Annotated in this window: 20 protein-coding genes; 11 read left to right on the top strand and 9 right to left on the bottom strand. The window is 39.2% G+C overall.

What is annotated here, in order from left to right; all coding sequences use genetic code 11:
* Positions 1–9 precede the first annotated feature (9 nt).
* The 7 genes from pspB (at position 10) to CWB75_RS05610 (ending at position 5,889) form a co-directional block, all read left to right on the top strand.
* On the top strand, positions 10–243 hold the full coding sequence (gene pspB / locus CWB75_RS05640) for an envelope stress response membrane protein PspB (RefSeq protein WP_010388090.1): 234 nt from the start codon (positions 10–12) through the stop codon (positions 241–243).
* Entirely contained in the window at positions 240–641 is a 402-nt protein-coding gene (pspC, locus tag CWB75_RS05635) for an envelope stress response membrane protein PspC (protein WP_054202405.1), read from the top strand. The genes pspB and pspC overlap by 4 nt, the downstream gene beginning before the upstream one ends.
* 63 nt (positions 642–704) lie before the next feature.
* Positions 705–2,123 (top strand): YcjX family GTP-binding protein, encoded by a 1,419-nt coding sequence (locus tag CWB75_RS05630; RefSeq protein ID WP_138570107.1) that lies wholly within the window; start codon positions 705–707, stop codon positions 2,121–2,123.
* Positions 2,120–3,145 carry a TIGR01620 family protein gene (locus CWB75_RS05625; RefSeq protein ID WP_138570106.1) on the top strand — a complete coding sequence of 342 codons (1,026 nt, stop codon included), beginning with the start codon at positions 2,120–2,122 and terminating at the stop codon, positions 3,143–3,145. Before CWB75_RS05630 ends, CWB75_RS05625 begins: the two co-directional genes overlap by 4 nt.
* Positions 3,146–3,290: 145 nt before the next feature.
* Positions 3,291–4,472: a methionine gamma-lyase gene (gene megL / locus CWB75_RS05620; protein WP_075169623.1), complete on the top strand. Its 1,182-nt coding sequence runs from the start codon at positions 3,291–3,293 to the stop codon at positions 4,470–4,472.
* 238 nt (positions 4,473–4,710) lie between these two features.
* Positions 4,711–5,508 carry a phenylalanine 4-monooxygenase gene (phhA, locus tag CWB75_RS05615; protein ID WP_008111003.1) on the top strand — a complete coding sequence of 266 codons (798 nt, stop codon included), beginning with the start codon at positions 4,711–4,713 and terminating at the stop codon, positions 5,506–5,508.
* 36 nt (positions 5,509–5,544) lie between these two features.
* Positions 5,545–5,889: a 4a-hydroxytetrahydrobiopterin dehydratase gene (locus CWB75_RS05610; RefSeq protein ID WP_008111000.1), complete on the top strand. Its 345-nt coding sequence runs from the start codon at positions 5,545–5,547 to the stop codon at positions 5,887–5,889.
* Between the two features lie 63 nt (positions 5,890–5,952).
* Here the strand turns inward: CWB75_RS05610 and CWB75_RS05605 are convergent, their stop codons facing one another.
* From CWB75_RS05605 to map, 9 genes are all read right to left on the bottom strand, one after another.
* Positions 5,953–6,408, bottom strand: coding sequence for a hypothetical protein (locus CWB75_RS05605; RefSeq protein ID WP_109874331.1), 456 nt, complete (start codon positions 6,406–6,408; stop codon positions 5,953–5,955).
* 8 nt (positions 6,409–6,416) lie between these two features.
* Positions 6,417–8,777: an ADOP family protein gene (locus CWB75_RS05600; protein ID WP_138570105.1), complete on the bottom strand. Its 2,361-nt coding sequence runs from the start codon at positions 8,775–8,777 to the stop codon at positions 6,417–6,419.
* Positions 8,777–9,457 (bottom strand): ABC transporter ATP-binding protein, encoded by a 681-nt coding sequence (locus CWB75_RS05595; RefSeq protein WP_055013471.1) that lies wholly within the window; start codon positions 9,455–9,457, stop codon positions 8,777–8,779. Before CWB75_RS05595 ends, CWB75_RS05600 begins: the two co-directional genes overlap by 1 nt.
* The gene (locus tag CWB75_RS05590; protein ID WP_138570104.1) at positions 9,457–10,692 is read right to left on the bottom strand and encodes an HlyD family secretion protein; all 1,236 of its coding nucleotides are present in this window, start codon (positions 10,690–10,692) and stop codon (positions 9,457–9,459) included. Before CWB75_RS05590 ends, CWB75_RS05595 begins: the two co-directional genes overlap by 1 nt.
* Before the next feature lie 408 nt (positions 10,693–11,100).
* Positions 11,101–13,131: a BCCT family transporter gene (locus CWB75_RS05585; RefSeq protein ID WP_138570103.1), complete on the bottom strand. Its 2,031-nt coding sequence runs from the start codon at positions 13,129–13,131 to the stop codon at positions 11,101–11,103.
* Positions 13,132–13,378: 247 nt separating this feature from the next.
* A complete protein-coding gene (locus tag CWB75_RS05580) occupies positions 13,379–14,401 on the bottom strand; it encodes a tetratricopeptide repeat protein (RefSeq protein ID WP_138570102.1) in 1,023 nt (340 codons plus the stop codon).
* A 276-nt stretch (positions 14,402–14,677) separates the two neighbouring features.
* Complete coding sequence (gene dapD / locus CWB75_RS05575; protein WP_010388107.1) at positions 14,678–15,505, bottom strand: 2,3,4,5-tetrahydropyridine-2,6-dicarboxylate N-succinyltransferase; 828 nt, start codon at positions 15,503–15,505, stop codon at positions 14,678–14,680.
* 9 nt (positions 15,506–15,514) lie between these two features.
* A complete protein-coding gene (gene glnD / locus CWB75_RS05570) occupies positions 15,515–18,133 on the bottom strand; it encodes a [protein-PII] uridylyltransferase (protein ID WP_138570101.1) in 2,619 nt (872 codons plus the stop codon).
* A 156-nt stretch (positions 18,134–18,289) separates the two neighbouring features.
* Positions 18,290–19,075 (bottom strand): type I methionyl aminopeptidase, encoded by a 786-nt coding sequence (gene map / locus CWB75_RS05565; protein WP_054202413.1) that lies wholly within the window; start codon positions 19,073–19,075, stop codon positions 18,290–18,292.
* 272 nt (positions 19,076–19,347) lie between these two features.
* On the opposite strand from map, the gene rpsB reads away from it, so the two are divergent.
* The 4 genes from rpsB to frr all read left to right on the top strand — a co-directional run bounded on the left by rpsB (position 19,348) and on the right by frr (position 22,512).
* Complete coding sequence (gene rpsB, locus CWB75_RS05560; protein WP_008110990.1) at positions 19,348–20,076, top strand: 30S ribosomal protein S2; 729 nt, start codon at positions 19,348–19,350, stop codon at positions 20,074–20,076.
* 104 nt (positions 20,077–20,180) lie between these two features.
* Complete coding sequence (tsf, locus tag CWB75_RS05555; protein ID WP_010388114.1) at positions 20,181–21,032, top strand: translation elongation factor Ts; 852 nt, start codon at positions 20,181–20,183, stop codon at positions 21,030–21,032.
* Between the two features lie 158 nt (positions 21,033–21,190).
* Positions 21,191–21,940, top strand: a complete 750-nt coding sequence (gene pyrH / locus CWB75_RS05550; protein WP_016899281.1) for a UMP kinase — start codon at positions 21,191–21,193, stop codon at positions 21,938–21,940.
* A gap of 50 nt (positions 21,941–21,990) precedes the next feature.
* The gene (frr, locus tag CWB75_RS05545; protein ID WP_218651693.1) at positions 21,991–22,512 is read left to right on the top strand and encodes a ribosome recycling factor; all 522 of its coding nucleotides are present in this window, start codon (positions 21,991–21,993) and stop codon (positions 22,510–22,512) included.
* Positions 22,513–22,738: the final 226 nt, after the last annotated feature.

The following is a 22,738-nucleotide window of genomic DNA, read 5'->3' as shown; positions in this document are numbered from 1 at the left end:
GAGAGGATTATGTTTGATCCAGAGATACTAATTGCACCCTTTATCTTGTTTATGATTTTTGTTGCACCACTGTGGTTAATTTTACACTACCGAAGCAAAAAGCAGGTAAGCCAAGGGTTAAGCGAGCATGAGCATCACCAGTTATTGGAGCTTGCTCAAAAAGCTGAAAAAATGACTGATAGAATCGAGACATTAGAAGCGTTACTTGATCAAGAGTCACCGCAATGGAGACAAAAAGTATGAACACCAAACGCGAATTATTAAGAGACCCACAGCGCGGTAAAATTGCCGGTGTATGTGCGGGATTAAGTGACTACTTTAATATGGAGTTATGGTTAGTTCGCATTATTTTTGTTAGTGCTGTACTACTAACTGGTGGCCCATTATTTGTGGTAGCGTATATTGCAGCGTGGTTTATTTTAGATAAAAAACAACCCAGTGCTGTAAGTAAAACACAATCAACGTATGGCGGTGATCCGCTAGAAGTAAAATTTAAAGTATGGCAAAAAGGCGAGCCACCGCGTCGTGCGCTGCAAGACTTAAAAGAGCGATTAACTCGTGTAGATAGCCGCCTTCAAAACATGGAACGCTACGTTACTTCAAGCGAGTTTACGGTCAGCCGTGAAATTAATAAACTTTAAGGGATTGATAAGCACCTTGTTTGCAGCGTGATCAATGACGGCAACTAAGGTGCAAAACACTTTATGAGCCAATCATTTGCAAAAAAGACCTTTAAAAGCGTTAAAGGCAAAGCACAAAAAGCCCTGCACCGTAGTTTAGACCAACATGTTAAACTTGCCGTAACAGGGCTGAGCGGCAGTGGTAAAACTGCGTTTATAAGCGCGTTAGTTAAGCATTTAACCTCTCAGGCGAATGACAACAACTTACCTTTTTTTGATGTAATGCGTGAACATCGCCACATTGCTACTAAAATTGTGCCGCAAGAGGCATTAAATGTTCCCACTTTTGATTATAACCGCGCAATAAGTGCTTTACTGCCAAGTGAAGGCGACCCTGCATGGCCCGCTTCTACCGAGCGAATAAATACTTTACGTTTGGCGATTAAATATCAAAGCAACGCGGGTCTGCGCGGTCATTTCTCACCACAATCGACGCTGTATTTAGATATTATTGACTATCCTGGTGAGTGGTTGCTTGACCTACCTATGCTCGCGCAAAGCTTTGAGCAATGGTGCGAGCAACAATATCCATTGCTAAGCCAAACGCCACGTAACCAAAGCTCAGCTGAATTTTTGCAATCCATAGAGCAGCTTGATTTAGATGCACCGGTAGATGAAAACGCACTGGCTGATATTGCAAAACGTTATCAAACCATGTTGGTAGGGCTAAAAAAAGACACTAAGCTTGCCATGTTACAGCCAGGGCGAATGTTAATGCCGGGCGACTTGCAAGGTGCACCATTATTATTATTTTTTCCAATTAGTCCTGAAAAAATAAGTGACGATGTAGTAGCAGGTTCTAACTTAGCACATTTAATTAAACGTTTTGATGCTTACGTAAAAGAAGTCGTTAAGCCATTTTATAATGAGCATTTTCGCCATTTTGACCGTCAAATTGTACTCGTAGATGTACTGAGTGCGTTAAATGAAGGTTATGAAACGTTGGCTGAGCAAAGTCGAGTGATCAATCAACTATTGTCACACTTTAGCTATGGTGATTCTGGTTTTTTTAAACGCTTGTTTAAACCTAATATTGATAAAATATTATTTGCTGCTAATAAGTCCGATCACATCAGTGCGAAGCATCACAAAGATCTTGCATTGTTACTCGATTCGTTAGTTAAAGAGCAAAGCAATCACTTAAAATTTGATGGGGTTAAAATAGAAACACTGGCGATGTCATCAATTGCTGCTACTGTGTCCCGCCAAGTGGTTGATAAGGGGCAAACACTCGACTGTATCTATGGCAAGCCATTAAATGAACAACAGTGGTTAACTTACCTGCCTCCTCAGCCGCCGAGCAGAATGCTCAATAAAAGTGAGTGGCCAGCACATGGGTTTGAGTTTTTATCATTTGCACCTATGCCAAGCCCAGAACAACAGCTTAAGCACATTCGCTTAGACCATGTGATGCAGTACTTGTTAGGAGATAAGTTAACATGAGTGAGTCAACACACCAATTTCAGGCTGGGCGTCGTATTAATGCCCAAAATATTGAGCAAAATGAACCAGATTTATTAGCGGCTAAAGTCGTAGAGCAGGGACAAAGTGAGCAGCCTAGCAAAGATAGCGACGAGCTAATTGAACCTGAAATCGATATTGAGCCTGTATATAAAAAGTCTAAGTGGCAAACCCTTAAAGGCCTATTTGCACTGAGCTTTATTGTTTTAATATTACTTGAGTTCGCATTTTCAATTGTATTGGCGTTTCAGCAGTCAGTTATTTTAGGTGGGGTGTACTTAACCGCTGTAATAACCGGTGTACTACTGATATCGCGTTTATTGTGGCGTGAATATAGAATGTTACGCAGCTTAAAGCGTAATCAGCTGCACCGCCATGAAGCTAACCGTTTGCTCAATAGTGAGCAGGTAGGCGGGGCGATACCTTGGCTTGAAAAGCTTCATAAACATCAGCAATTAGATAATTTCGAAAACTTTAAAAATCAGGTCGCTACGCACCACAGTGACAAAGAAATAATGTCTCTGTACGCGAATAGCTTACTGATAACGCAAGACAATCAAGCTAAAAAGTTAATAAACCGTTTTGCAACAGAGTCAGCTTTATTAGTTGCCCTAAGCCCAATTGCGCTGATGGATATGATGGCTGTGCTGTGGCGTGGCACTAAATTAATAGAGCAAATAGGCCGCATATATGGCATTGGCTTTGGTTATGCCAGCCGTATTAAACTTTACCGCATGCTTATTAAGCAAGTAATGTTTGTAGGCAGTGCAGAGCTCGTATCTGATTTAGCCGCCACGGCACTCAGTGCTGAATTATTAGGCAAGCTTTCAGGGCGAGCTGCACAAGGTGTTAGTGCCGGTATATTTACAGCGCGTATTGGTTACAAAGCTATGGAGTTAAGCCGACCCTTACCGCGTCTTGAAAACAAGCGCAGCTTGTTAAAAGGCACAGTCCAAGGGATTGCGAGTAAAATTATGAGCCGTAAGGGAGCTGAAACTAAGTAGTGAGAGTTCGTTGGCAATATTTGTGTACAGCTTTTTGGGTAAAGTTTGCACAAATAGCCATCTGAGCATCCGGCATGCTTGTGATTTTAAGTGCGGTGCGTTTTATTTATGCTATTGACACACATAATAAAAACGAGAACACACAATGAGCAAGCATCATCAAAATACCCAATGTATCCATGGCCCGCAAAAAGCAAACGACCCCCATGGCGCATTAACCTCACCTTTGTATCAAACGTCTACGTTTCATTTTGAAAATGCCGCTCAAGGTGCTGCCCGCTTTGCAGGTGAGGAGCCCGGTTATATTTACACGCGTTTAGGTAACCCAACCACTACTGAACTTGAGCAAAAAGTGGCGCAATTAGAAGGCTGTGAGGCCGCCGCCGCCACGGCAACAGGTATGGGTGCGGTATCCGCTTCGGTACTAAGCTTCCTATCGCAAGGCGATCATTTAATTGCATCAAGCGCTCTGTATGGCTGCACCTTTGCTTTTTTTTCGCATATGTTGCCGCGATGGGGAATTGAAGTCACCTTTGTTGATATGACCAATGAGAGTGAACTGCGCGCAGCCATTAAACCTAACTCAAAAATGATATTTGTAGAAACACCAATCAATCCAACCATGGCAGTGATTGATTTAGCACTTATTGGCGATGTTGCTAAACAGCATAATTTACTGAGTGTGGTCGACAATACGTTTTTAACCCCGCTGCTGCAGTCACCAAAAAAGTACGGTATCGATATTATAATGCATAGCGCGACCAAGTATTTAAATGGTCACGGCGATGTTGTTGCGGGTATTGTGTGTGGTTCACTTGAGCATATTACACAGATTAAAATGACCGTGCTTAAAGATATTGGTGCCACTATTAGTCCACACGATGCGTGGTTAATAAATCGCGGCTTAAAAACTTTAGCTATTCGCATAGAACGCCATTGCCAAAGTGCGCAAACGATTGCTGAGTATTTAGAAGCTCATCCGCAAGTAAATAAAGTGTATTACCCTGGGCTTAAGTCTCACCCGGGTTACAAGTATATTGGTAAGCAAATGAAAGCGGCTGGCGGTGTTATTGCCTTTGAAATTAAAGGGAGCTTAACCGACGGTGAGCATTTTATTGATAGTATGCAACTGTGCACATTAGCGGTTAGCTTAGGCGATGCTGAAACGCTCATTCAACACCCTGCATCAATGACGCATTCGCCATACACTCCCGAAGAAAGACTAGCAGCTGGAATTAGTGATGGTTTAATTCGTTTATCAGTTGGACTTGAAGATGTTAACGATATTATTAACGATCTCAACCAAGCATTTACTAAAATATCTTGAGGTGTAAATTAATGGTTACATTAAATTCTTCCTGTGGGTACTATTAAGAATGGGCTGTGTTTTTATCTTTGCTCTAGTGTAATTTTAAATTTACGATCTGTGTGATCTGCAAAAGTATTGATCTGCGTCAAGCTATTAAACTTTTGTTCACTTTTGCATAGTATGGCTACATCGAATAGCCAAGCATTTGGCTGTTATTTTGACACCGATTTAGGGTTTTATCCCAAAGAAGGTATTTATGGCTAAAGCAAGTAATTACACCTCCAAAACACCTGATGAAAATGGGGTTATACATTGGAGCGATGAAGAAAATAAAATTTGGTCTGAGCTTGTAGCACGCCAACTTGCGTGCATTGAAGGCAAAGCCTGTGATGAGTACATGGAAGGATTGAAAAAAATCAATCTGCCTCATGATCGTATCCCACAGCTGAGTGAGCTAAACGAAGTACTTTTAGCAACCACAGGTTGGCAGGTTGCACCTGTACCTGCACTTATCGATTTTGATGAGTTTTTTAGGTTACTCGCTAACAAGCAATTTCCTGTAGCGACCTTTATTCGTAGCCGTGAAGAATTTGACTACTTACAAGAACCCGATATTTTTCATGAGATATTTGGTCATTGTGCCATGCTAACCAATCCTGACTTTGCAGAATTTACTCACAAGTATGGGCAACTAGGATACGCGGCAGAGAAAAAAGATCGCGTTTATTTAGCGCGCATGTACTGGTTTACCGTTGAGTTTGGTTTGATGCAAACTGAAAAAGGATTACGTATTTACGGTGGCGGTATTTTATCAAGCCCAGGGGAAACCCAATACGTGTATTCAGATACACCAGAGATTAATCCAATGAATGTGCTAGATGTGCTACGTACACCGTACCGTATAGACATTATGCAACCATTGTATTACACGATTAATTCGATTCATGATCTGTTTGAAATATCTCAAATGGATATAATGACTTTAGTTGAGCAAGCTAAATCACTTGGTTTGCACGACCCTAAGTTTCCTCCAAAAGAAAAATTAGCTAGTTAATTTTTGAAAAAAGTAACGCTAAACTAAGGATTTAAAATGTCTTCATTAAGTGCACAAAAATGTGAAGCCTGTCATGCAGATGCTCCAAAAGTATCTGATGCTGAATTGGCTGAATTAATTAAAAAAATCCCTGACTGGGTGCCAGAAGTACGTGACGGTATTATGCAGTTAGAGCGCGTTTATAAGTTTAAAAACTTTAAACAAGCCATTGCGTTTACCAATAAGGTAGGTGATATGGCTGAAGACGAAGGGCATCACCCAGGTCTATTAACTGAGTGGGGTAAAGTAACCGTGACTTGGTGGAGCCATTCAATTAAAGGCCTGCATAAAAATGACTTCATTTGCGCTGCTAAAACAGATGATGTATTTAACGCGCTGTAATTAATTAGATTTGAGTAAATAAAAAGGCACTTTACAGTGCCTTTTTTATGTGTGGTTAGTTACTTAGGTTTTATCTGCGTTCAGCATGCCATAGTCACTAGCATTGATAGAAATTGAATGAACCTTTAGCTGTTTATCAGAAAACTTATTTTTGAGAATGTCGATAGTTTTTTCTTGTTGCCTACAAGGCGGACAAGGGCCTACATCCTCATCTATCGAAGTATAAATTAACGTATATTTTTGTTGGGTAAAATCGGGTAATGTTGTTAATAGTTGTTCTAAATTACTTTTAAGTAAATCAGAATCAGGATGGCTTTGTTTATTTTTAAAAATAGATAAAATATTGGGTAAATATTTATCTGAGTAATGCATTAACTCGCCTTTGCTGTTAAATAAAAACATTTGTGGAGCGGTATTATTAATGGGCGACTTAACCATTTGGTAATGCGAGAAGCTATAATTCTCGGCGTACGTGTTACCGCTATACAAAAGTAGTAAGGCTATAATTAATTTGTACATGTTTATCCTTAAGTTAAGTTGTTCCAAGAGTTACTCAGTGTTTTTTTAATCTCTATAGCAATAATAAATACAACCGCTAGCAAAATGATTAAATGCACTATAATTATAGTGTTTAGATCAAAAATAGGCTGCTTGAATAAAAAGTCATTTAGCTTTTCATATTGAGAAAAAAAGACAGTAATGATAATTATATGAGCGACCATAAATGTAATAAAAAACAACCTCAAAAATAAATAACATATTTGATAGCTACGAGCACCTACAGCACGCCTTAGGGCGAGTTCCGTTGATGACTTAGCTGTGAGTTGTTTTATGCTGCTGTAGTTGTATAAAAATGCAGAAAGTAAAAGAATTATTGCACAGACAATTGTAATTATGAGTAATGCCTTTCTCGGTGCTTGTTCATTTTTTACTAAAGATGAAAGGGGCGTAAGAGATAAATCGTTAAAGCTTACACTTAATGTCTTAAGTGCCTTTTTTAGTTCATTTTCAACATGTTTGATAGGCGTATTGGTTTTAATTATAATTGTTTCAAAACCTGTAAGTGCACTTATTACACTATAGACTATGGGTTGTGCCGGTGTATCTGCTCCTTCGTTATATATATTATTAACAACACCCACCACTTTATGTTTTATTTTCCCTGTATTAAATTGAGCTAATAAATAAGCTTGACTCAACTCTGTGCCTTCAAAGTATTGTTCCCATAAAGCCTTGTTAACTACAACTTTTTGATATTGCTGCCATTGCACACTTTGACCTGAGATAAGCTTAGCACCAATAGTTTTAAAATACTGAGGGCTTATTCTATGACTTGCAGTGCTGGCACTTTTACCTGAGCTTATAGCTTGCCCGGTAACGGTATACCATTTGCTAAAACCACTGCGTTTCGATAGCGGCGGGACTGAACTAAGCGATACTTCATCAACAATAGAAATTGAATTTAATTGCTGCATCAATTGTTGGGCGGAGTTATTTGCGTTAAATGCTTCGCTAGATGATTGCGGGAAGCTAAAGCTAGCAATTAAAATATTATCAGCAACAAATCCCATATTTTTATTATTTAAATTAATTTGGCTAAATATAACTAAACTACTAATGTAAACACTTGTAATGGCAAGGCTCGTAAGTAATGAAAGTAACGAAAAAACCTGAATTTTTTCGCTTATAGTTGCGCTTTGCCCACGACCAATACTTGTGGTTATCCACTTTCTTTGAAGATAATTAAGCATAAATAAAAATATAGTTATAGAGCCATAAAATATGACGAACTTACTTGATGAAAATGCAATGCTAAGCTGCTTTAAGCTTGGTAATAATAGAGTACTAATGTGATTACTCAGCGGGTAAAGAGCGCAAATTACAATTATGAGTAGTAAGCTGGTAAGAGTTATATCAATAATTTGCTGGATAAAAACATGCGTAGTATTTGCTCCGCACAATTTACGAATAGTTTCTTCTTGTTGCTTTTTTATGGATTCAGCGCAATAAAACGCACAAAATGCTATAAAGCTGAATGTTAGCAAAATATAATATAATAATTGTAATAGATTGAGGCGTTTTACCACTTTGTTAAAGTGAGTTGGGTTAATGCCAATGCCATTACTGAATTTAAGCTCGGTGTTATCAAATATAAACATCTCGGTTTGCAAGTGCTTGTTTAGTGGTTTTAAAAAAGCGGCTTCGTTTTTAATGTTCCCTAATATATAAGTAAACGTATCTGGAGTTAGGCTGCTCTCTTGAGGGAGTACTTGTTTAAGCTGATCGTATGGAATAATAAGGTCTGACTTATAATTACGCCTAAAACTTGTAAAAGCCTCTGGCATTACTGCAACAATATTTATGCTTTTTTTATTAACTATAAGTTGTTTGCCAAGAACGTTAGCTGCTCCCTCAAAGTGAGTTTGCCAAAATGAATAACTAATAGCAGCACTTAGTGCGCTGCCTTGCTTTGGAAAATCTAACTGCTCATAGCTACCTACAGTGGGGATTATACCTAATTCTTCATAGCCGCCCGATATGAAGTTTACTTTAGCTGTCTCACTTTCATGGTTAACTGAACGCTTAAATGATAATTCGATTGAACGCTCAAAAATGCCAGTTAGGTTATTGTGTAATAAAGTGATTTCATCAAATATATATCCATCAACGGGTAGGTCCGTTTGAGAATCATTTAAATAAATTTGCTTAATAGCTTGACTGTTATTTATAGCCGTGTAATCAGCCGATAAATACTGACTATGAATATTACTTGTGTTTAAAATTAAACATAATGGAATACTTAGTAATAAGCAGCTGAGCCATAATTTAATATTTGTCTTAGCGTATTTTAGCCAATTAAAAGTTAAATCAATGATTAAGTGACGCATTAATACCCTTGAGCACTTAGATTGCCATCTTGAATATACATGCGCGTTTTTGCCGTCTTAGCATGGTTTTCATCATGTGTTATTAAGCAAATGGTTTTACCTTCGTGATTTAGCTTATTGAGTAACTGATATATTTTATCGCTATTGTTTGAATCCAAATTACCGGTTGGCTCGTCGGCTAAAATAATAGAAGGCTCGTTTATTAGTGCTCGAGCAATAGCCACGCGTTGCTGCTGCCCCCCCGATAATTGATTTGGCTTTGTGTTAATAAACTCAAGCATGTTTACTTTATTAAGTGCAGTTTCTACTTTTTTTTGATAATCATTTCTTGATACAGACTTGTTGTAACTAAGTGGCAAAGCAACGTTATCAAAAACGCTTAAATGATTTAATAAATTAAAGTTTTGAAATATAAAGCCAAATTCTCTATTTTTAATAGTGGCAATAGCATCCGGGGTTAGCTCTGCTGTGTTAGTGCCTAAAATAGTGTATTGCCCTTCGCTAGGTAAGTTTAGTAAGCCTAAAATAGAGAGTAGGGTACTTTTACCACTGCCAGAAGTCCCCGAAATTGCAATGTAATCGCCACTGTTTATTTTAAAATTTATAGATTTAAGGGTATTAACTTTGGTATTAGGGTATTGATAAAAAACATTGTTAAATTCGATTAGTGGATAATCCATCAAAAAGCACCTTTTAAATCAAAGTTATTTTCAGTAGCGTAATCAGCTGGTATTAGTAACACATAGTTACCTTTTAGTGGTTCATCTAAGCTTAACGTGTATTGCTCGATCGATTTGTAATTTATATGGGTAAGAATAGCTTTGCTTGATGGCGTTATCTCATAAACCTTCCATTGGCTATGGCTATCAAAGTCACTTGGTTTTTTAATATTTTGCACTGTTATAGATTCTTCAGAATAAATATGAGCTTCTATTGCTTGACTACTTCTAAGCCATGGAGGTGGCGTCTCAATATTTAAAAATACATTAATAGCTCCATCCCTTATTACAGTATCAATATATTCAACCTTGGCTTTTATCGTTCCACTTGGTGTGATTATGTCGGCGTGTTGACCAATTACTAATTGATTAGATGAATATTGAGGAACTTGTATTTTTGCCAGTAGATTATCTGTTTCTATTAACTCAAACAAAGGCTGACCTTGAGTAACTGCTTGGCCTAATTTAGCTAAATGTTGGCTTACAATTCCGTCGAAACTTGACTTAAGAGTGAGTTGCTCTTGGCGTTTATTTAAATAGTTAAGCTTGTTTTTAGCTATACTCATTTTATTATTCAGCGCTATTAATTGTTGATTAAATGCGCCTTTAAATAAGTTAAGTTCTTCTTTTTTAGCGTTTACTTCAAGTTCACTTTGTTTATATAGCATTTCACTTTGCTTAAAGCGAATAGCAGAAATAATACCCTGTTCCATCAAAATATTATTAGCGTTCAATTCAAGTAATTGTTGTTGCAGTGCCATTTGAGCTTTAGATAAATCGACCTTAGCTTGTGAAAGTTTGATTGCTAAGTTGCTCTTATCAATGGCTACTTGTGACTCTAAATTCAGTTGTTCATAGTTAGCGGTATGTATTTCTTGCTCTAATTCGTAGTTAACGAGCTTTGCCAATACTTGGCCTTTTTTTATGATTTGCCCTTCACGAATTGTAAGTGCAGTTATATTGCCTTTTAGAGGCGCAGATAACAGCTCCTTTTGTGTAGGCTCTATAGTGCCAATACCTTTTAGTATATTAGGCGAGGATATTTTAGATATGAGTATTGGTTTCAAATAACGAGCAGGTATTTCATTAGATAACAGCACTACTTTAATTGAATAGCCAAGAGCTATTAACAACAATAAAGCTCCAATAATAAATGGAATTTTCTTTTGTTGTTTTACGATTAAATACTCTTCCATTAGTACAACCTGCTGTCTGCTTTTACTATTTTAAAATAGGGTGAACACGGTTTAAGCTTTCACTTTTTTACGTAAAGGGTTTAAGAGGTAGCTAGCTGAGTGAGGTTTTTAGCTAGCAGCCTGATTTTTCACCAGCTCGTTCCCAAAACATGTTCAGTTATACCATCAGTAAGTTAATTATGTAAATTTTATTTTAATGCAGCTTAGAGGGAATTTAATCATTTCGTTTACTTATGAAATGAGATAAAAATAACGATTACGTTGTTACACAAAAATGATTTATTTGCGCTGCTAAAACAGATGATGTACTTAACGCGCTGTAATTAACTAGATTTGAGTAAATAAAAAGGCACTTTACAGTGCCTTTTTTATTTTTAATTACCGTTTTCTCAATACTAGCAGTATCAGTTAAGTTTTATCGGTATTTAACATGTCATCATGCTCAGCCATATCCCAAGGTAGTTCGCCTGGGCTGTTACCTAAAAAGTGTAAGTAGTTCTCAAACTGATCAAGAATATCCTTCACAATATCATCTTCATTGTAGCCATAAACATCGTACGACAGACCACCACGACGTAAAAATACATCAGCCTTATAATACATTTCAGTATTGTCGTTATCAGGGCGCAGCTCTGAGTAAGCAAAGCTCGGCATAGGGTGCTCGGTAAGGCGAATATCATAAACAAAATCAACATGCTCATGACGTAATACAGTTAAATGAGCGCGTCCTAAATCAGTATCAAATTCGACCACAGCATGCCATTGTCGAGATTTCAACTCTGCTTGTACGGCTTTCATTGCCTCAACGACTACACTACCAATAAAAGTATGTACTTTTTCTTTATTGGGGTAATTAACCATAGCCGCTAAACGGCGTTTCCAATGGGATAGATCAATATTACGACTATTGAGTGTATGTGCTTGTAGGCTGGTATCGCGATGGCCCTCAATTCTTAGCGCTCGCCAAAGCCCCGCAGTGGCAATTAGCATAATGATAGCAAAGGGTAAGGCACTGGCAATGGTCATGGTTTGCAGTGCACTTAAACCACCTGCCACTAATAAAACAGCAGCCACAGCGCCTTCAAGCACCGCCCAAAACACGCGCTGCCATGCTGGCGTATTAATATTTCCACCTGAAGCGAGTGAGTCGATTACCAAAGAGCCGGAATCAGATGAGGTAACAAAAAAGGTAACAATTAAAATAACCGTGAGTAGCGAAATAAAAAATGATAACGGTAACACTTCAAATAATTGAAATAACGCGACGGCATGATTTGCTTGTACATCACCAATGAGCGTATCAAAGCCTTCATTCATTATTAAATTCAGTGCCGTATCGCCAAACACTGAAAACCATAAAAAGGTAAAAATAGTGGGGACTAACATTACGCCAACAACAAATTGCCTAATAGTTCTACCGCGGCTAATTTTTGCGATAAACATTCCAACAAACGGCGCCCACGCAATCGTCCAGCCAAATATAAATAAAGTCCAGTTCCCAATCCAATCACTGCGACTATAGGCTTGTAAGTTAAAGGTCCGCTCAACAATACCACTAAGATAACTGCCGGTGTTTTGTAAAAACGATTCTAAAATATGAATAGTTGGGCCAATAAAAAATACAAAGGCCATTAATGAAACCGCTAAGGTCATATTCACGATTGATAAACGTTTTACCCCTTTATCCATCCCTGCGATTACAGAGAGCGTTGCTGCGGCGGTAATAATAGCAATCGCGGTAATTTGTACTGTGGTATTAATAGGAATATCGGGCCATAAATAGTGTAGCCCCGCGTTGATTTGAGTCACCGAAAGTCCGAGCGTGGTCGCAATACCAAATAAGGTGCCTAGTATGGCAAATACATCAACGGTATGACCGATAGGACCATATATTTTATCACCAATTAGTGGATACAAGGCTGAACGAATAGACAGCGGCAGACCATGACGAAAGGCAAAATAAGCCAGCACTAAACCAACAATTCCATAAATAGCCCAAATATGAAATCCCCAATGGAAAAAGGCAATTTGCATTGCTTGCTTAGCGGCATCCACGGTTTCAGCCGCACCCGATGGCGGGGATGCGTAATGCAGTACTGGCTCGGCTACACCAAAATAAAGTAGCGCTACGCCGTAACCGGCAGAAAATAACATGGCAAACCACTCACCAAAGCTGTATTGCGGCTGTGCATGATCGGGGCCTAGTTTTATATTCCCCCAACTGGAGGCGGCGACACACACAATAAATACCAAGAAGATAGCGACTGATAACATATAAAACCAGCCAAAGGTTTCTGTTATCCACGCAAGGGCAACACTAAATGCCTGACCTGCGAGTTCAGGGTTGCTACTTGTACCAATTACCAAAAGTAGAATAATAAATACTGCAGGCAAAAATACAGGTAGCAAAATAGTTGAGCGTAAAGCAGTTTTTGTCATATTAATCCTTAATATTAATTGCTAACTTTCAAGTATGCCTGACCACCTTATTATATATTTCGTTTATTGGCTAATTCAGTTGCTTGTTTTATATACTTATATTATTGATAACAGAATGAATATAAGTTAACGATAAGAGTGAGCAAATTGATAACCATACCTTTTTAATTTAGAGTCCGTGACGAGCAGCTTTGTATTGATTTCATCGGTGTTTAACTTAGCTCTGCTGAACGCTTATGAATTCAAGCTATAAACTTTTCTCCCAATTGCATTGCTTTACTAAGTTGAACCAAGGGCTGGTAAACTCTTTAGCGGTAATGGGCTCAGGTAGGGTTAAAGTAACATCAAGCTTTTTAGCTAGATAATGTGCTATTAGCTGTTTCATTTTATCGCTTTCTAATTGCTCGTAAGCTGCTTGCAGCTGATGTTTATCTTTTTGACTTATGAAATCGCCAGTTAAATTTTTGTAGCCTAATTCAAGCCAAAGTAGCTGTGCTTGTTTAGCTTCGTTGGGAAATGCATGGGTTAAAGTTGCCGTTGGAGTATAGAGACGTTCAAAGTTAAGCTGATGTTCTTGAATTAAAAAGACCATTAATAAATTAAGCCCGGTTGAGATTTGCCCCGCGCGTTTATCAATATTTTGGTTAAGGCTTAACGCACTTCTAAAGTAGCGCTCAGCCTCAGTAACATTGCCTTCATCAAGCGCTAAGTAGCCCAAGTTACTTTTTATAAGTGCTGTTATATTAGGAAGCTTTAATTGCGTGGTGAGATCAAGATTATTTAAGTATAAAGCACGCGCTTTAGCAAAGTTATTTTGCGAGCGAGCAACCAGCGCCATACTGTTGGTGAGTGTTAATCGTTGGCGATCGTTGTGCGCATATTTATAAGCACATTTGAATGAGATCTGGGCATCGCTTAAGTATTCAGCATGGCGTAGCCATATTCCCAAGGCACTCATTATGGTGGTCAATTTTTGTTTGAAGTAGTCAGCTTGATGATGCTGAAATATTGCGTCAATCGATTTATAAAGCCGATCGTAATGACTTGTGGGCACGGCTGATCGGGCATAAAGTAAGTGCCAGCGGATAAATAGCGCAACAGGAGCTGTATTTAGTTCTTTGAGATTTTCAAGAATGATTATTGATTGTGCGGGATTAACAACAAGATAATCTTCGGCTTCGTTAAGTTTAGCTTCAAACGATGTAAAATCATTAGCCATAGCCTGCGTTGAACCAAATAACACCAACCAACCTAAAACGAAAAGGCGCAACAACTTATCCTCGATAATCGAATTATGCGTTTATTCACTATAGATGCAGGTATCTAACAAAGCAACGCGATTAAAGGGTACAGGTTTGTGGGAAGGTATTTTAAAAGCACTAAAAAAGCCCTAAACCTATACAAGCTTAGAGCTTTTTCTGTATGTAATTAAATTTTAGCGAATACACTTAACTTTAATGTGTTGTTGGGTTTCGTTTTACTCAACCCAATCTACGTTTAATATTAACCTGCTTAGCGCTTACAGCTAAAAACTTACAACTGCTTTTTAATCATCAATTGAGCGAAGCAGAGCGTTAATGCCTACTTTTTCGCGTGTTTGTTGATCAACTTTTTTCACAATAATCGCAGCGTATAAACTATGCGTGCCATCTTTTGAAGGCAGAGCACCAGGAACCACAACAGCACCAGCAGGTACGCGACCATAATGAATTTCACCGGTTTCACGGTCATAAATACGGGTACTTTGGCTAATGTAAACACCCATTGAAATAACCGCACCTTCTTCAACAATAACGCCTTCAACAATTTCTGAACGTGCGCCAATAAAGCAGTTGTCTTCAATGATGGTAGGATTTGCTTGTAGCGGCTCTAAAACACCGCCTATGCCCACACCGCCTGATAAGTGTACATTCTTACCAATTTGAGCACATGAACCTACAGTGGCCCATGTATCAACCATAGTGCCTTCATCAACGTAAGCACCAATGTTTACATACGATGGCATTAGTACCACGTTTTTCCCTACAAAGCTGCCTTTACGGGCAACGGCGTTGGGTACTACGCGCATGCCGCCTTGTTGAAACTGTTCTGGTGTGTAGTCGCTAAATTTAAGCGGTACTTTGTCGTAAAATTGATTTACGCCATCATTCATTGGTTGGTTTTCACGAATTCTAAATGAAAGTAGTACGGCTTTTTTAAGCCATTGATGAACAACCCATTCGCCAGAAATCTTTTCTGCAACACGCGCTGCGCCACTATCTAATAGCTCAAGTGCATCAATAATTGCTTGTTTAACATCGCTTGATACGGTTGTTGGGCTAATGCTGTCGCGGTTATCCCACGCATTTTCAATCATGGTTTTTAAATCTGACATAGTGTCCTCTTATTCAATTTCGGCGTTGAGTTTTTTACGTAATGCCTGATGAATTTTTGCTTGCTCTTCATCAGTCAGCGCTTGATATTCGTTATTAGATACCACAAAGAAATCTTCTGCACGCTCGCCTACCGTGGTAATGCGTGCGGCATGTATGTGGAGTAAGTAAGCTTGAAAAACCTCAGCTATTTTAGTTAATAGTCCAGGTATATCAACCGCTTGAATTTCTATTAAGCTACGATCCTTACGAGGGTGAGGGCGCAGTACAATTTTAGGTTTAATATTAAAGTCTTTAAAGCGTTGTGAACGGCTTTTTTTAAAGCGTATTTTTTTACGCGGATCACTTAATGCTTGCTCTAATCCGCGTTTAATCGATTGCGCACGGCTACTGGCAATTGGGTCTCCGCTAACTTCTAAAATAACAAAGTTGAACAGTACGTAGCCATCTTTGGTGGTCAGTACTTGGGCGTGTTGAATTTGTGCTTTTTTAGAGCCAATAACACTGACTAATCGAGCAAATAGCGCACCTGAATAAGGACTATATGCAAATACTTGGGTGCCGCCATGCATTGCTTTATTTGAGACAATAACACTGGGTAGGCTTAAATCGGTGCATTTTAGTAAATGCTCTGTATGCCACGAAATCTGTTGTTCACTAAAAGCGGTAAAGTAATTGGCTTTAAAGCGGCTCCAAATTAAGTCAATTTGATCTTCATGGTAATGCAAATTAATCAAGCGCTGTTTAGCTTGATGCTTTTTATCTCGAATTTGGTCGCGTTGATCCATAGGATTTTCAAGGCCAAGGCGCAAAGCACGTTGTGTATGCAAGTAAAGCTCGCGTAGTAGTGTGTTTTTCCAGTCATTCCACAAGTTGTCATTAGTGGCGCGTATATCGGCGACGGTTAAACAATAGAGATAATCGAGCTGGCGCTCTGTTTTTACTCGCGATGCAAAATCTTTTATTACGTCTGGATCGTTTATATCTTTACGCTGCGCCGTTACCGACATGAGTAAGTGGTTACTAACAAGCCAAGAAATTAACTTACCATCTGATGATGCAAAACCATGTAATTTAGAAAAAGCAATGGCATCAACAGCGCCCAGTTCAGAGTGATCGCCCCCACGGCCCTTAGCAATATCGTGGAAAATACCGGCTAAATACAGTAGCTCTGGTTTATCCATACGCGTGACGATTTCGCTGCAAATTGGGAATTCGCTAATCCCGGTTTTATCAAAATACTGATAAATATTATTGATCAGCTTGTGGGTGTGTTCATCAACTGTGTAGGCATGAAACAAATCAAACTGCATTTGCCCAAAAATATTTCGCCACTGCGGTAAATAGGCGGCAATCATGCCGTGTTTGTGCATCAGCGTAAAAGCACGCCCCATGCCATTAGGATGCTTTATGATTCGTAAAAAAGCTTCTCGGCAGGCTGCGTAGTCTTGTAGGTCGCCTAATAAACGGCGACGAACTTGGCGAATAGTGCGAATTGTGCTTGGGTATATATGGGTAATTTCAGGGTGGTCAGCAATATGCTCAAACAACACAAAAAGTTGATCGCGTCTAAAGAATACAGACGGACTTTTTACCCGAATTTGATGGCCAACGCGCTCAAAGTTACGATCAAGCTCTTCAACGGTAGCTTGACTGCTGTCTGGCGAAATACTTTGCTCAAAGTACGAAAGCAACATTTGGTTAAGCTCACGTACTCGGCTCATGATTCTGAATAAACGCTTCATCATGCGCTCAACCGAGGCTTTACCATCGCTACCAAAACCTAAAATTTCTGCAGCTTGGGGTTGATGATCAAACAATAAGCGGTTTTCTGAACGTTCTGCGGCTAAATGCAATGCAAAGCGGATATTCCATAAATTTTCAAGACACTCTAACAGCTCTTGATATTCCTCATGGGTCAGATAGCCGTGACTAATTAGCTCTTGCAGAGTTTCGGCCCTAAAGTGCTTTTTAGCGACCCAAATAATAGTTTGCAGGTCGCGAAGACCCCCTGGGTTTTCTTTTATATTTGGTTCTAAATTGTAGGCAGTACCGTGGCACTTTCTGTGACGCAAGTTTTGTTCTTGTACTTTTGCGACAAAAAATTCACCTGAGCCCCATACTGGTGTTTCAATAATATGGTTTTTGAGTTTTTCAAACTCAATATGATTGCCAAAAATAAGACGGCTTTCTAATAAGCTGGTGGCAAAGGTAACATCTTCACGTTTTTGATCTATGGCTTGTTCAATAGTACGAACACTATGACCTATCTCGAGATTAAGATCCCATAACATAGTAACGAATTGGCCGATTTTTTCGCAAATATCATCATTAGGCTGTTTCGTAACAAGTAATAAAAAGTCTATGTCAGAGTAGGGATGTAGCTCGCCACGACCATAACCACCTACTGCAATTAAAGCCAAGTCTGGTTCGTGAGCTAAATCATAAACCTGAAAAAGTTTGATTAGCAGCCGGTCAATAAATTCTGCACGGGCATTAATTAATTTACCAACAGGTTGTTTTGAGAATTCATTATGCAACCATTTATAGAAATAGGCGGAGCAATCACGGTAATCGCTTAATTGCTCAGCATCATTGAGCAACTTTTTTACTTTGTTAGGTAATGCCACTTAGGCTGGCTCCTATATGGACTGCATTGTAAGTTGAAATTTATTTTTATAATATATTTGCTGTAAGGGCAATAACTTATGTTACCCCCTTACAGCAAACCGCTTAAGCGATATACGGCAAATCAGTTACTATCGCGATTAAGCGCGCACTTAAAATTAGTGCTCGATAATTCTATCGATTGTATCATCTGATCGTAGTGTTAAAATTTCAACACCATTTTCAGTTACAAGTAAGGTGTGTTCCCACTGAGCTGATAAACTACGGTCTTTTGTTACCACAGTCCAGTCGTCTTTGAGTAATTTACATTGGCGTTTGCCCGCATTTACCATAGGCTCAATAGTTAAACACATACCTGCTTTTAATGTTTCGCCAGTGCCTGCTTTACCGTAATGCATTACCTGTGGTTCTTCATGGAACTCGCTACCGATACCATGGCCGCAGTATTCACGTACGATAGAGTAGTTAAAGCTCTCTGCATATTTTTGAATAGCTGCACCAATATCACCAAGGCGAACACCTGGTTTTACCATTTTAATGGCAAGGTAAAGACTTTCTTGAGTGACTTCTGCCAAGCGTTTACCTTGGATATTAGGCGTGCCTACATGAAACATTTTTGATGTGTCACCATGGTAACCATCTTTGATAACAGTGATGTCAATATTAACACTATCACCATCTTTTAATGCTTTGTCATTCGGAATACCGTGACAAATTACATGATTTACTGAGGTACAAATTGATTTTGGAAAACCATGATAATTAAGAGGAGCAGGAACAGCATCTTGCACATTAACAATATAATCATGACAAATTGTATTTAGCTCATCGGTGGTGATACCTGGTACCACATGTGGTTCGATCATTTCTAGCACATCAGCAGCTAAACGGCCGGCTACACGCATTTTCTCGATTTCTTCAGGGGTCTTAATCACAGCGCTCATTGAGGCTCCAAAGTTGCGTTTTTAGATGATTATCGTCGCACAATTTTTGCACGAGACGTTGAGTATTTATTTTTAATATGGTATAAAGCGCGCCGTCTTTTTACAAATAAATTCTTAAATGATTTTTTGTATTTAAGGCAAACACAATTTTATTTTAACACACACACGTATCGTCACATACACTTGGGTGCATTTCAGTTTCATTTAACTGCGGTGTTGGTGCTATGGGATATGTGGAGGCCTAACCCTAAACAACTTAGAGGATTTACAAAATGGCAAACGTTTCAATGCGCGATATGCTTCAAGCTGGTGTTCACTTTGGTCACCAAGCACGTTACTGGAACCCTAAGATGAAGCCTTTCATCTTCGGCGCACGTAACCGTGTACATATCATCAACCTTGAGCAAACTGTACCAATGTTCAACACTGCACTTAAGTTTTTATCTGGTGCTGCTGCAAACAAAGGTAAAGTTCTTTTCGTTGGTACTAAGCGCGCAGCAAGCGAAGCAGTAAAAGAAGCTGCTTTACAAAGCGATCAATTCTTCGTTAACCACCGTTGGTTAGGCGGCATGTTGACTAACTGGAAAACAGTTCGTCAATCAATCAAGCGTCTTAAAGACCTTGAAGCTCAAAGCCAAGACGGTACTTTCGAGAAGTTAACTAAGAAAGAAGCGTTAATGCTTACTCGTGAAATGGAAAAGCTTGAAAAGAGCCTTGGTGGTATTAAAAACATGGGTGGCCTTCCAGACGCTATCTTTGTAATCGATGCTGACCACGAGCACATTGCTATCCGTGAAGCTAACAACCTAGGTATCCCAGTTGTTGCAATCGTTGATACTAACTCTAACCCAGACGGTGTTGATTACATCGTACCTGGTAACGATGATGCTATCCGTGCAATCAACCTTTACACTAGTGCTGTTGCAGCTGCGATCACTGAAGGCCGTGAGAGTAACATCGTTGCTCAAGCTGAAAAAGATGACTTCGTAGAAGCTGAGTAATTAGCTGTCATCAAGTCTTCATCTTTTAAAGGTGAAGACTTGCTATTCTTGTGGAGCGGGTAACCCGCTTATCTAAACCTGATTTCAGATTTGAGGATTTACTAATGGCTGTAACTACTGCCCTAGTTAAAGAATTACGCGAGCGTACTGGCGCTGGCATGATGGATTGTAAAAAAGCGTTAACTGAGACTGATGGTGACATCGAGTTAGCGATTGAAAACATGCGTAAGAGCGGTGCTGCAAAGGCTGCTAAAAAAGCAGGTAACATTGCTGCTGAAGGTACTATCATCATCAAGCAAAACGCGGGTGTTGCAGTACTTGTAGAAGTTAACTGTCAAACTGACTTCGTTGCTAAAGATGCAAGCTTCCTAGCATTTGCTAACAAAGTTGCAGATGCTGCTATCGCTGACACTACATCTATCGAAGACTTACAAGCCAAGTTCGAAGAAGATCGTGTTGAGCTAGTAACTAAAATTGGTGAAAACATCAATGTACGTCGTCTTCAGTACATCACTGGTGAACAACTAGTTGAGTACCGTCACGGCGAGCGTATTGGTGTTGTTGTTGCAGGTGTTGCTGATGAAGAAACACTTAAGCACGTTGCAATGCACGTTGCTGCTTCAAACCCAGACTACCTAACGCCAGATGACGTACCTGCTGATGTTGTTGAAAAAGAAAAGCAAGTACAAATCGACATCGCGATGAACGAAGGCAAGCCTGCTGAAATCGCTGAGAAGATGGTTGTTGGTCGTATGAAGAAATTTACTGGTGAGGTTTCTCTTACTGGTCAAGCTTTCATCATGGAACCGAAAAAATCTGTTGGCGAAATTCTTAAAGAGAAAAACGCAACAGTTACTGGCTTTGTACGTATGGAAGTTGGTGCAGGTATCGAGAAGAAAGAAGAAGATTTTGCTGCTGAAGTTGCTGCTCAAATTGCAGCTGCTAAAGGTCAGTAAGACATACTATTTGTGATGCAAAAGGAAAATACATGCAATTAAAGTACTATTTGCTTTTGCGTCACGCTTAGAAATTCTTTAAAATAACCGCGCTTTTATGTTTAACATAAGCGCGGTTATTTTTTATCCATAATTCAATAAAAGTTGGCCCCAAAACTATGACTATCAATCGCAAACCTATTTTTAGACGTGTTCTTCTCAAATTAAGTGGTGAAGCTTTAATGGGAGACGAAGGCTTCGGCATCGACCCTAAAGTTTTAGATCGTATGGCACAAGAAATTAAAGAGCTCGTAGAACTCGACGTAGAAGTGGGTTTAGTTATTGGTGGCGGTAACTTTTTACGCGGTGGCTCATTAGCCGAAGCGGGCATGAATCGCGTTGTTGGTGACCACATGGGGATGCTTGCAACCGTAATGAACGGCCTAGCTATGCGTGATGCGCTACACCGTGCGTTTGTAAATTGTCGCTTAATGTCAGCTATCCCATTAAATGGCGTATGTGATGCCTATAACTGGGCTGAAGCTATTAGCTTGTTGAAAACAGGTCGCGTTGTTATTTTTGCCGCTGGCACGGGTAACCCGTTCTTCACTACTGACTCTGCAGCGTGTTTACGCGGCATTGAGATTGAAGCTGATACGGTAATTAAAGCGACCAAAGTAGACGGTGTATTTAGTGATGATCCGGTGAAAAACCCTGATGCGACACTTTACCGTCACTTAAGCTACAATGAAATTATTGATAAAGAATTAAAAGTAATGGATTTAGCGGCATTTACTCTTGCTCGCGACCATAATATGCCATTGAGCGTATTTAATATGAATAAATCAGGCGCATTAAAACGCGTAATAATGGGTGAAGAAGAAGGAACCCTTATTTCTTCACAAGCCTCAGATGAAGTTAGTAACTAGATTAGGATTAAACCGTGATTAACGATATTCAAAAAGATGCGCAAGAGCGCATGCAAAAAAGTGTAGCAGCACTTGGTAGTCAATTATCTAAAATTCGTACTGGCCGTGCTCATCCTGCAATTTTAGACGGCATTATGGTGTCGTACTACGGCGCTCCAACACCGTTAAACCAAGTTGCAAATGTAACTATTGAAGATTCACGCACACTGGCTATTGGTGTATTTGATAAGTCTTTAGCTCAGGCGGTTGAAAAAGCTATTATGGCTTCTGACCTTGGTTTAAACCCAATGTCTGCAGGCACAGTTATTCGTGTACCTCTTCCTCCATTGACTGAAGAACGTCGTAAAGATTTAATTAAAATCGTACGTGGCGAAGTAGAAGGCGGACGTGTTGCTATTCGTAATATTCGTCGTGATGCAAATGGCGATATTAAAAATTTATTAAAAGATAAAGACATCTCTGAAGACGAAGCACGTCAAGGTGAAGATGCAATTCAAAAAATCACTGATAAGTTTATTAAAGAAATGGATACACAATTAACAGCGAAAGAAGCTGAGTTGATGGAAATCTAATAACTGTTCTAGACCTAGGCAAACAGCTTTAGCTAAATAATTAAGCCGCTTTTCACAAGTATTCGCACTTTACTTTAATTGTGTGATTTTAAAGAGTAACAGAATGTATTTTCTCTTTACTAGTGGCTCGATTATCAGTAAATACAAGGTTGTTAGCTGTATAATTATTTGCTTAAAGTAGATTTATTATCACGGGTACAGGTTAAATTTATTAGTTTTGAAACGC

It is taken from the genome of Pseudoalteromonas sp. S1608 (genome assembly GCF_005887265.1).
GTDB lineage: Bacteria > Pseudomonadota > Gammaproteobacteria > Enterobacterales > Alteromonadaceae > Pseudoalteromonas > Pseudoalteromonas undina.
Note: the sequence above shows the minus strand (reverse complement) of the source record. Positions and strands in the feature narration are given on the sequence as shown.

Coding starts and splice junctions, on each gene's coding strand:
- CWB75_RS05600 (WP_138570105.1), bottom strand. CDS start 8,777: ATGCGTCACTTAATCATTGATTTAACTTTTAATTGGCTAAAATACGCT.
- dapD (WP_010388107.1), bottom strand. CDS start 15,505: ATGTCAGATTTAAAAACCATGATTGAAAATGCGTGGGATAACCGCGAC.
- pspC (WP_054202405.1), top strand. CDS start 240: ATGAACACCAAACGCGAATTATTAAGAGACCCACAGCGCGGTAAAATT.
- CWB75_RS05610 (WP_008111000.1), top strand. CDS start 5,545: ATGTCTTCATTAAGTGCACAAAAATGTGAAGCCTGTCATGCAGATGCT.
- megL (WP_075169623.1), top strand. CDS start 3,291: ATGAGCAAGCATCATCAAAATACCCAATGTATCCATGGCCCGCAAAAA.
- tsf (WP_010388114.1), top strand. CDS start 20,181: ATGGCTGTAACTACTGCCCTAGTTAAAGAATTACGCGAGCGTACTGGC.
- CWB75_RS05585 (WP_138570103.1), bottom strand. CDS start 13,131: ATGACAAAAACTGCTTTACGCTCAACTATTTTGCTACCTGTATTTTTG.
- CWB75_RS05595 (WP_055013471.1), bottom strand. CDS start 9,457: ATGGATTATCCACTAATCGAATTTAACAATGTTTTTTATCAATACCCT.
- CWB75_RS05625 (WP_138570106.1), top strand. CDS start 2,120: ATGAGTGAGTCAACACACCAATTTCAGGCTGGGCGTCGTATTAATGCC.
- pspB (WP_010388090.1), top strand. CDS start 10: ATGTTTGATCCAGAGATACTAATTGCACCCTTTATCTTGTTTATGATT.
- CWB75_RS05605 (WP_109874331.1), bottom strand. CDS start 6,408: ATGTACAAATTAATTATAGCCTTACTACTTTTGTATAGCGGTAACACG.
- phhA (WP_008111003.1), top strand. CDS start 4,711: ATGGCTAAAGCAAGTAATTACACCTCCAAAACACCTGATGAAAATGGG.
- map (WP_054202413.1), bottom strand. CDS start 19,075: ATGAGCGCTGTGATTAAGACCCCTGAAGAAATCGAGAAAATGCGTGTA.
- frr (WP_218651693.1), top strand. CDS start 21,991: ATGCAAAAAAGTGTAGCAGCACTTGGTAGTCAATTATCTAAAATTCGT.
- CWB75_RS05590 (WP_138570104.1), bottom strand. CDS start 10,692: ATGGAAGAGTATTTAATCGTAAAACAACAAAAGAAAATTCCATTTATT.
- CWB75_RS05630 (WP_138570107.1), top strand. CDS start 705: ATGAGCCAATCATTTGCAAAAAAGACCTTTAAAAGCGTTAAAGGCAAA.
- pyrH (WP_016899281.1), top strand. CDS start 21,191: ATGACTATCAATCGCAAACCTATTTTTAGACGTGTTCTTCTCAAATTA.
- rpsB (WP_008110990.1), top strand. CDS start 19,348: ATGGCAAACGTTTCAATGCGCGATATGCTTCAAGCTGGTGTTCACTTT.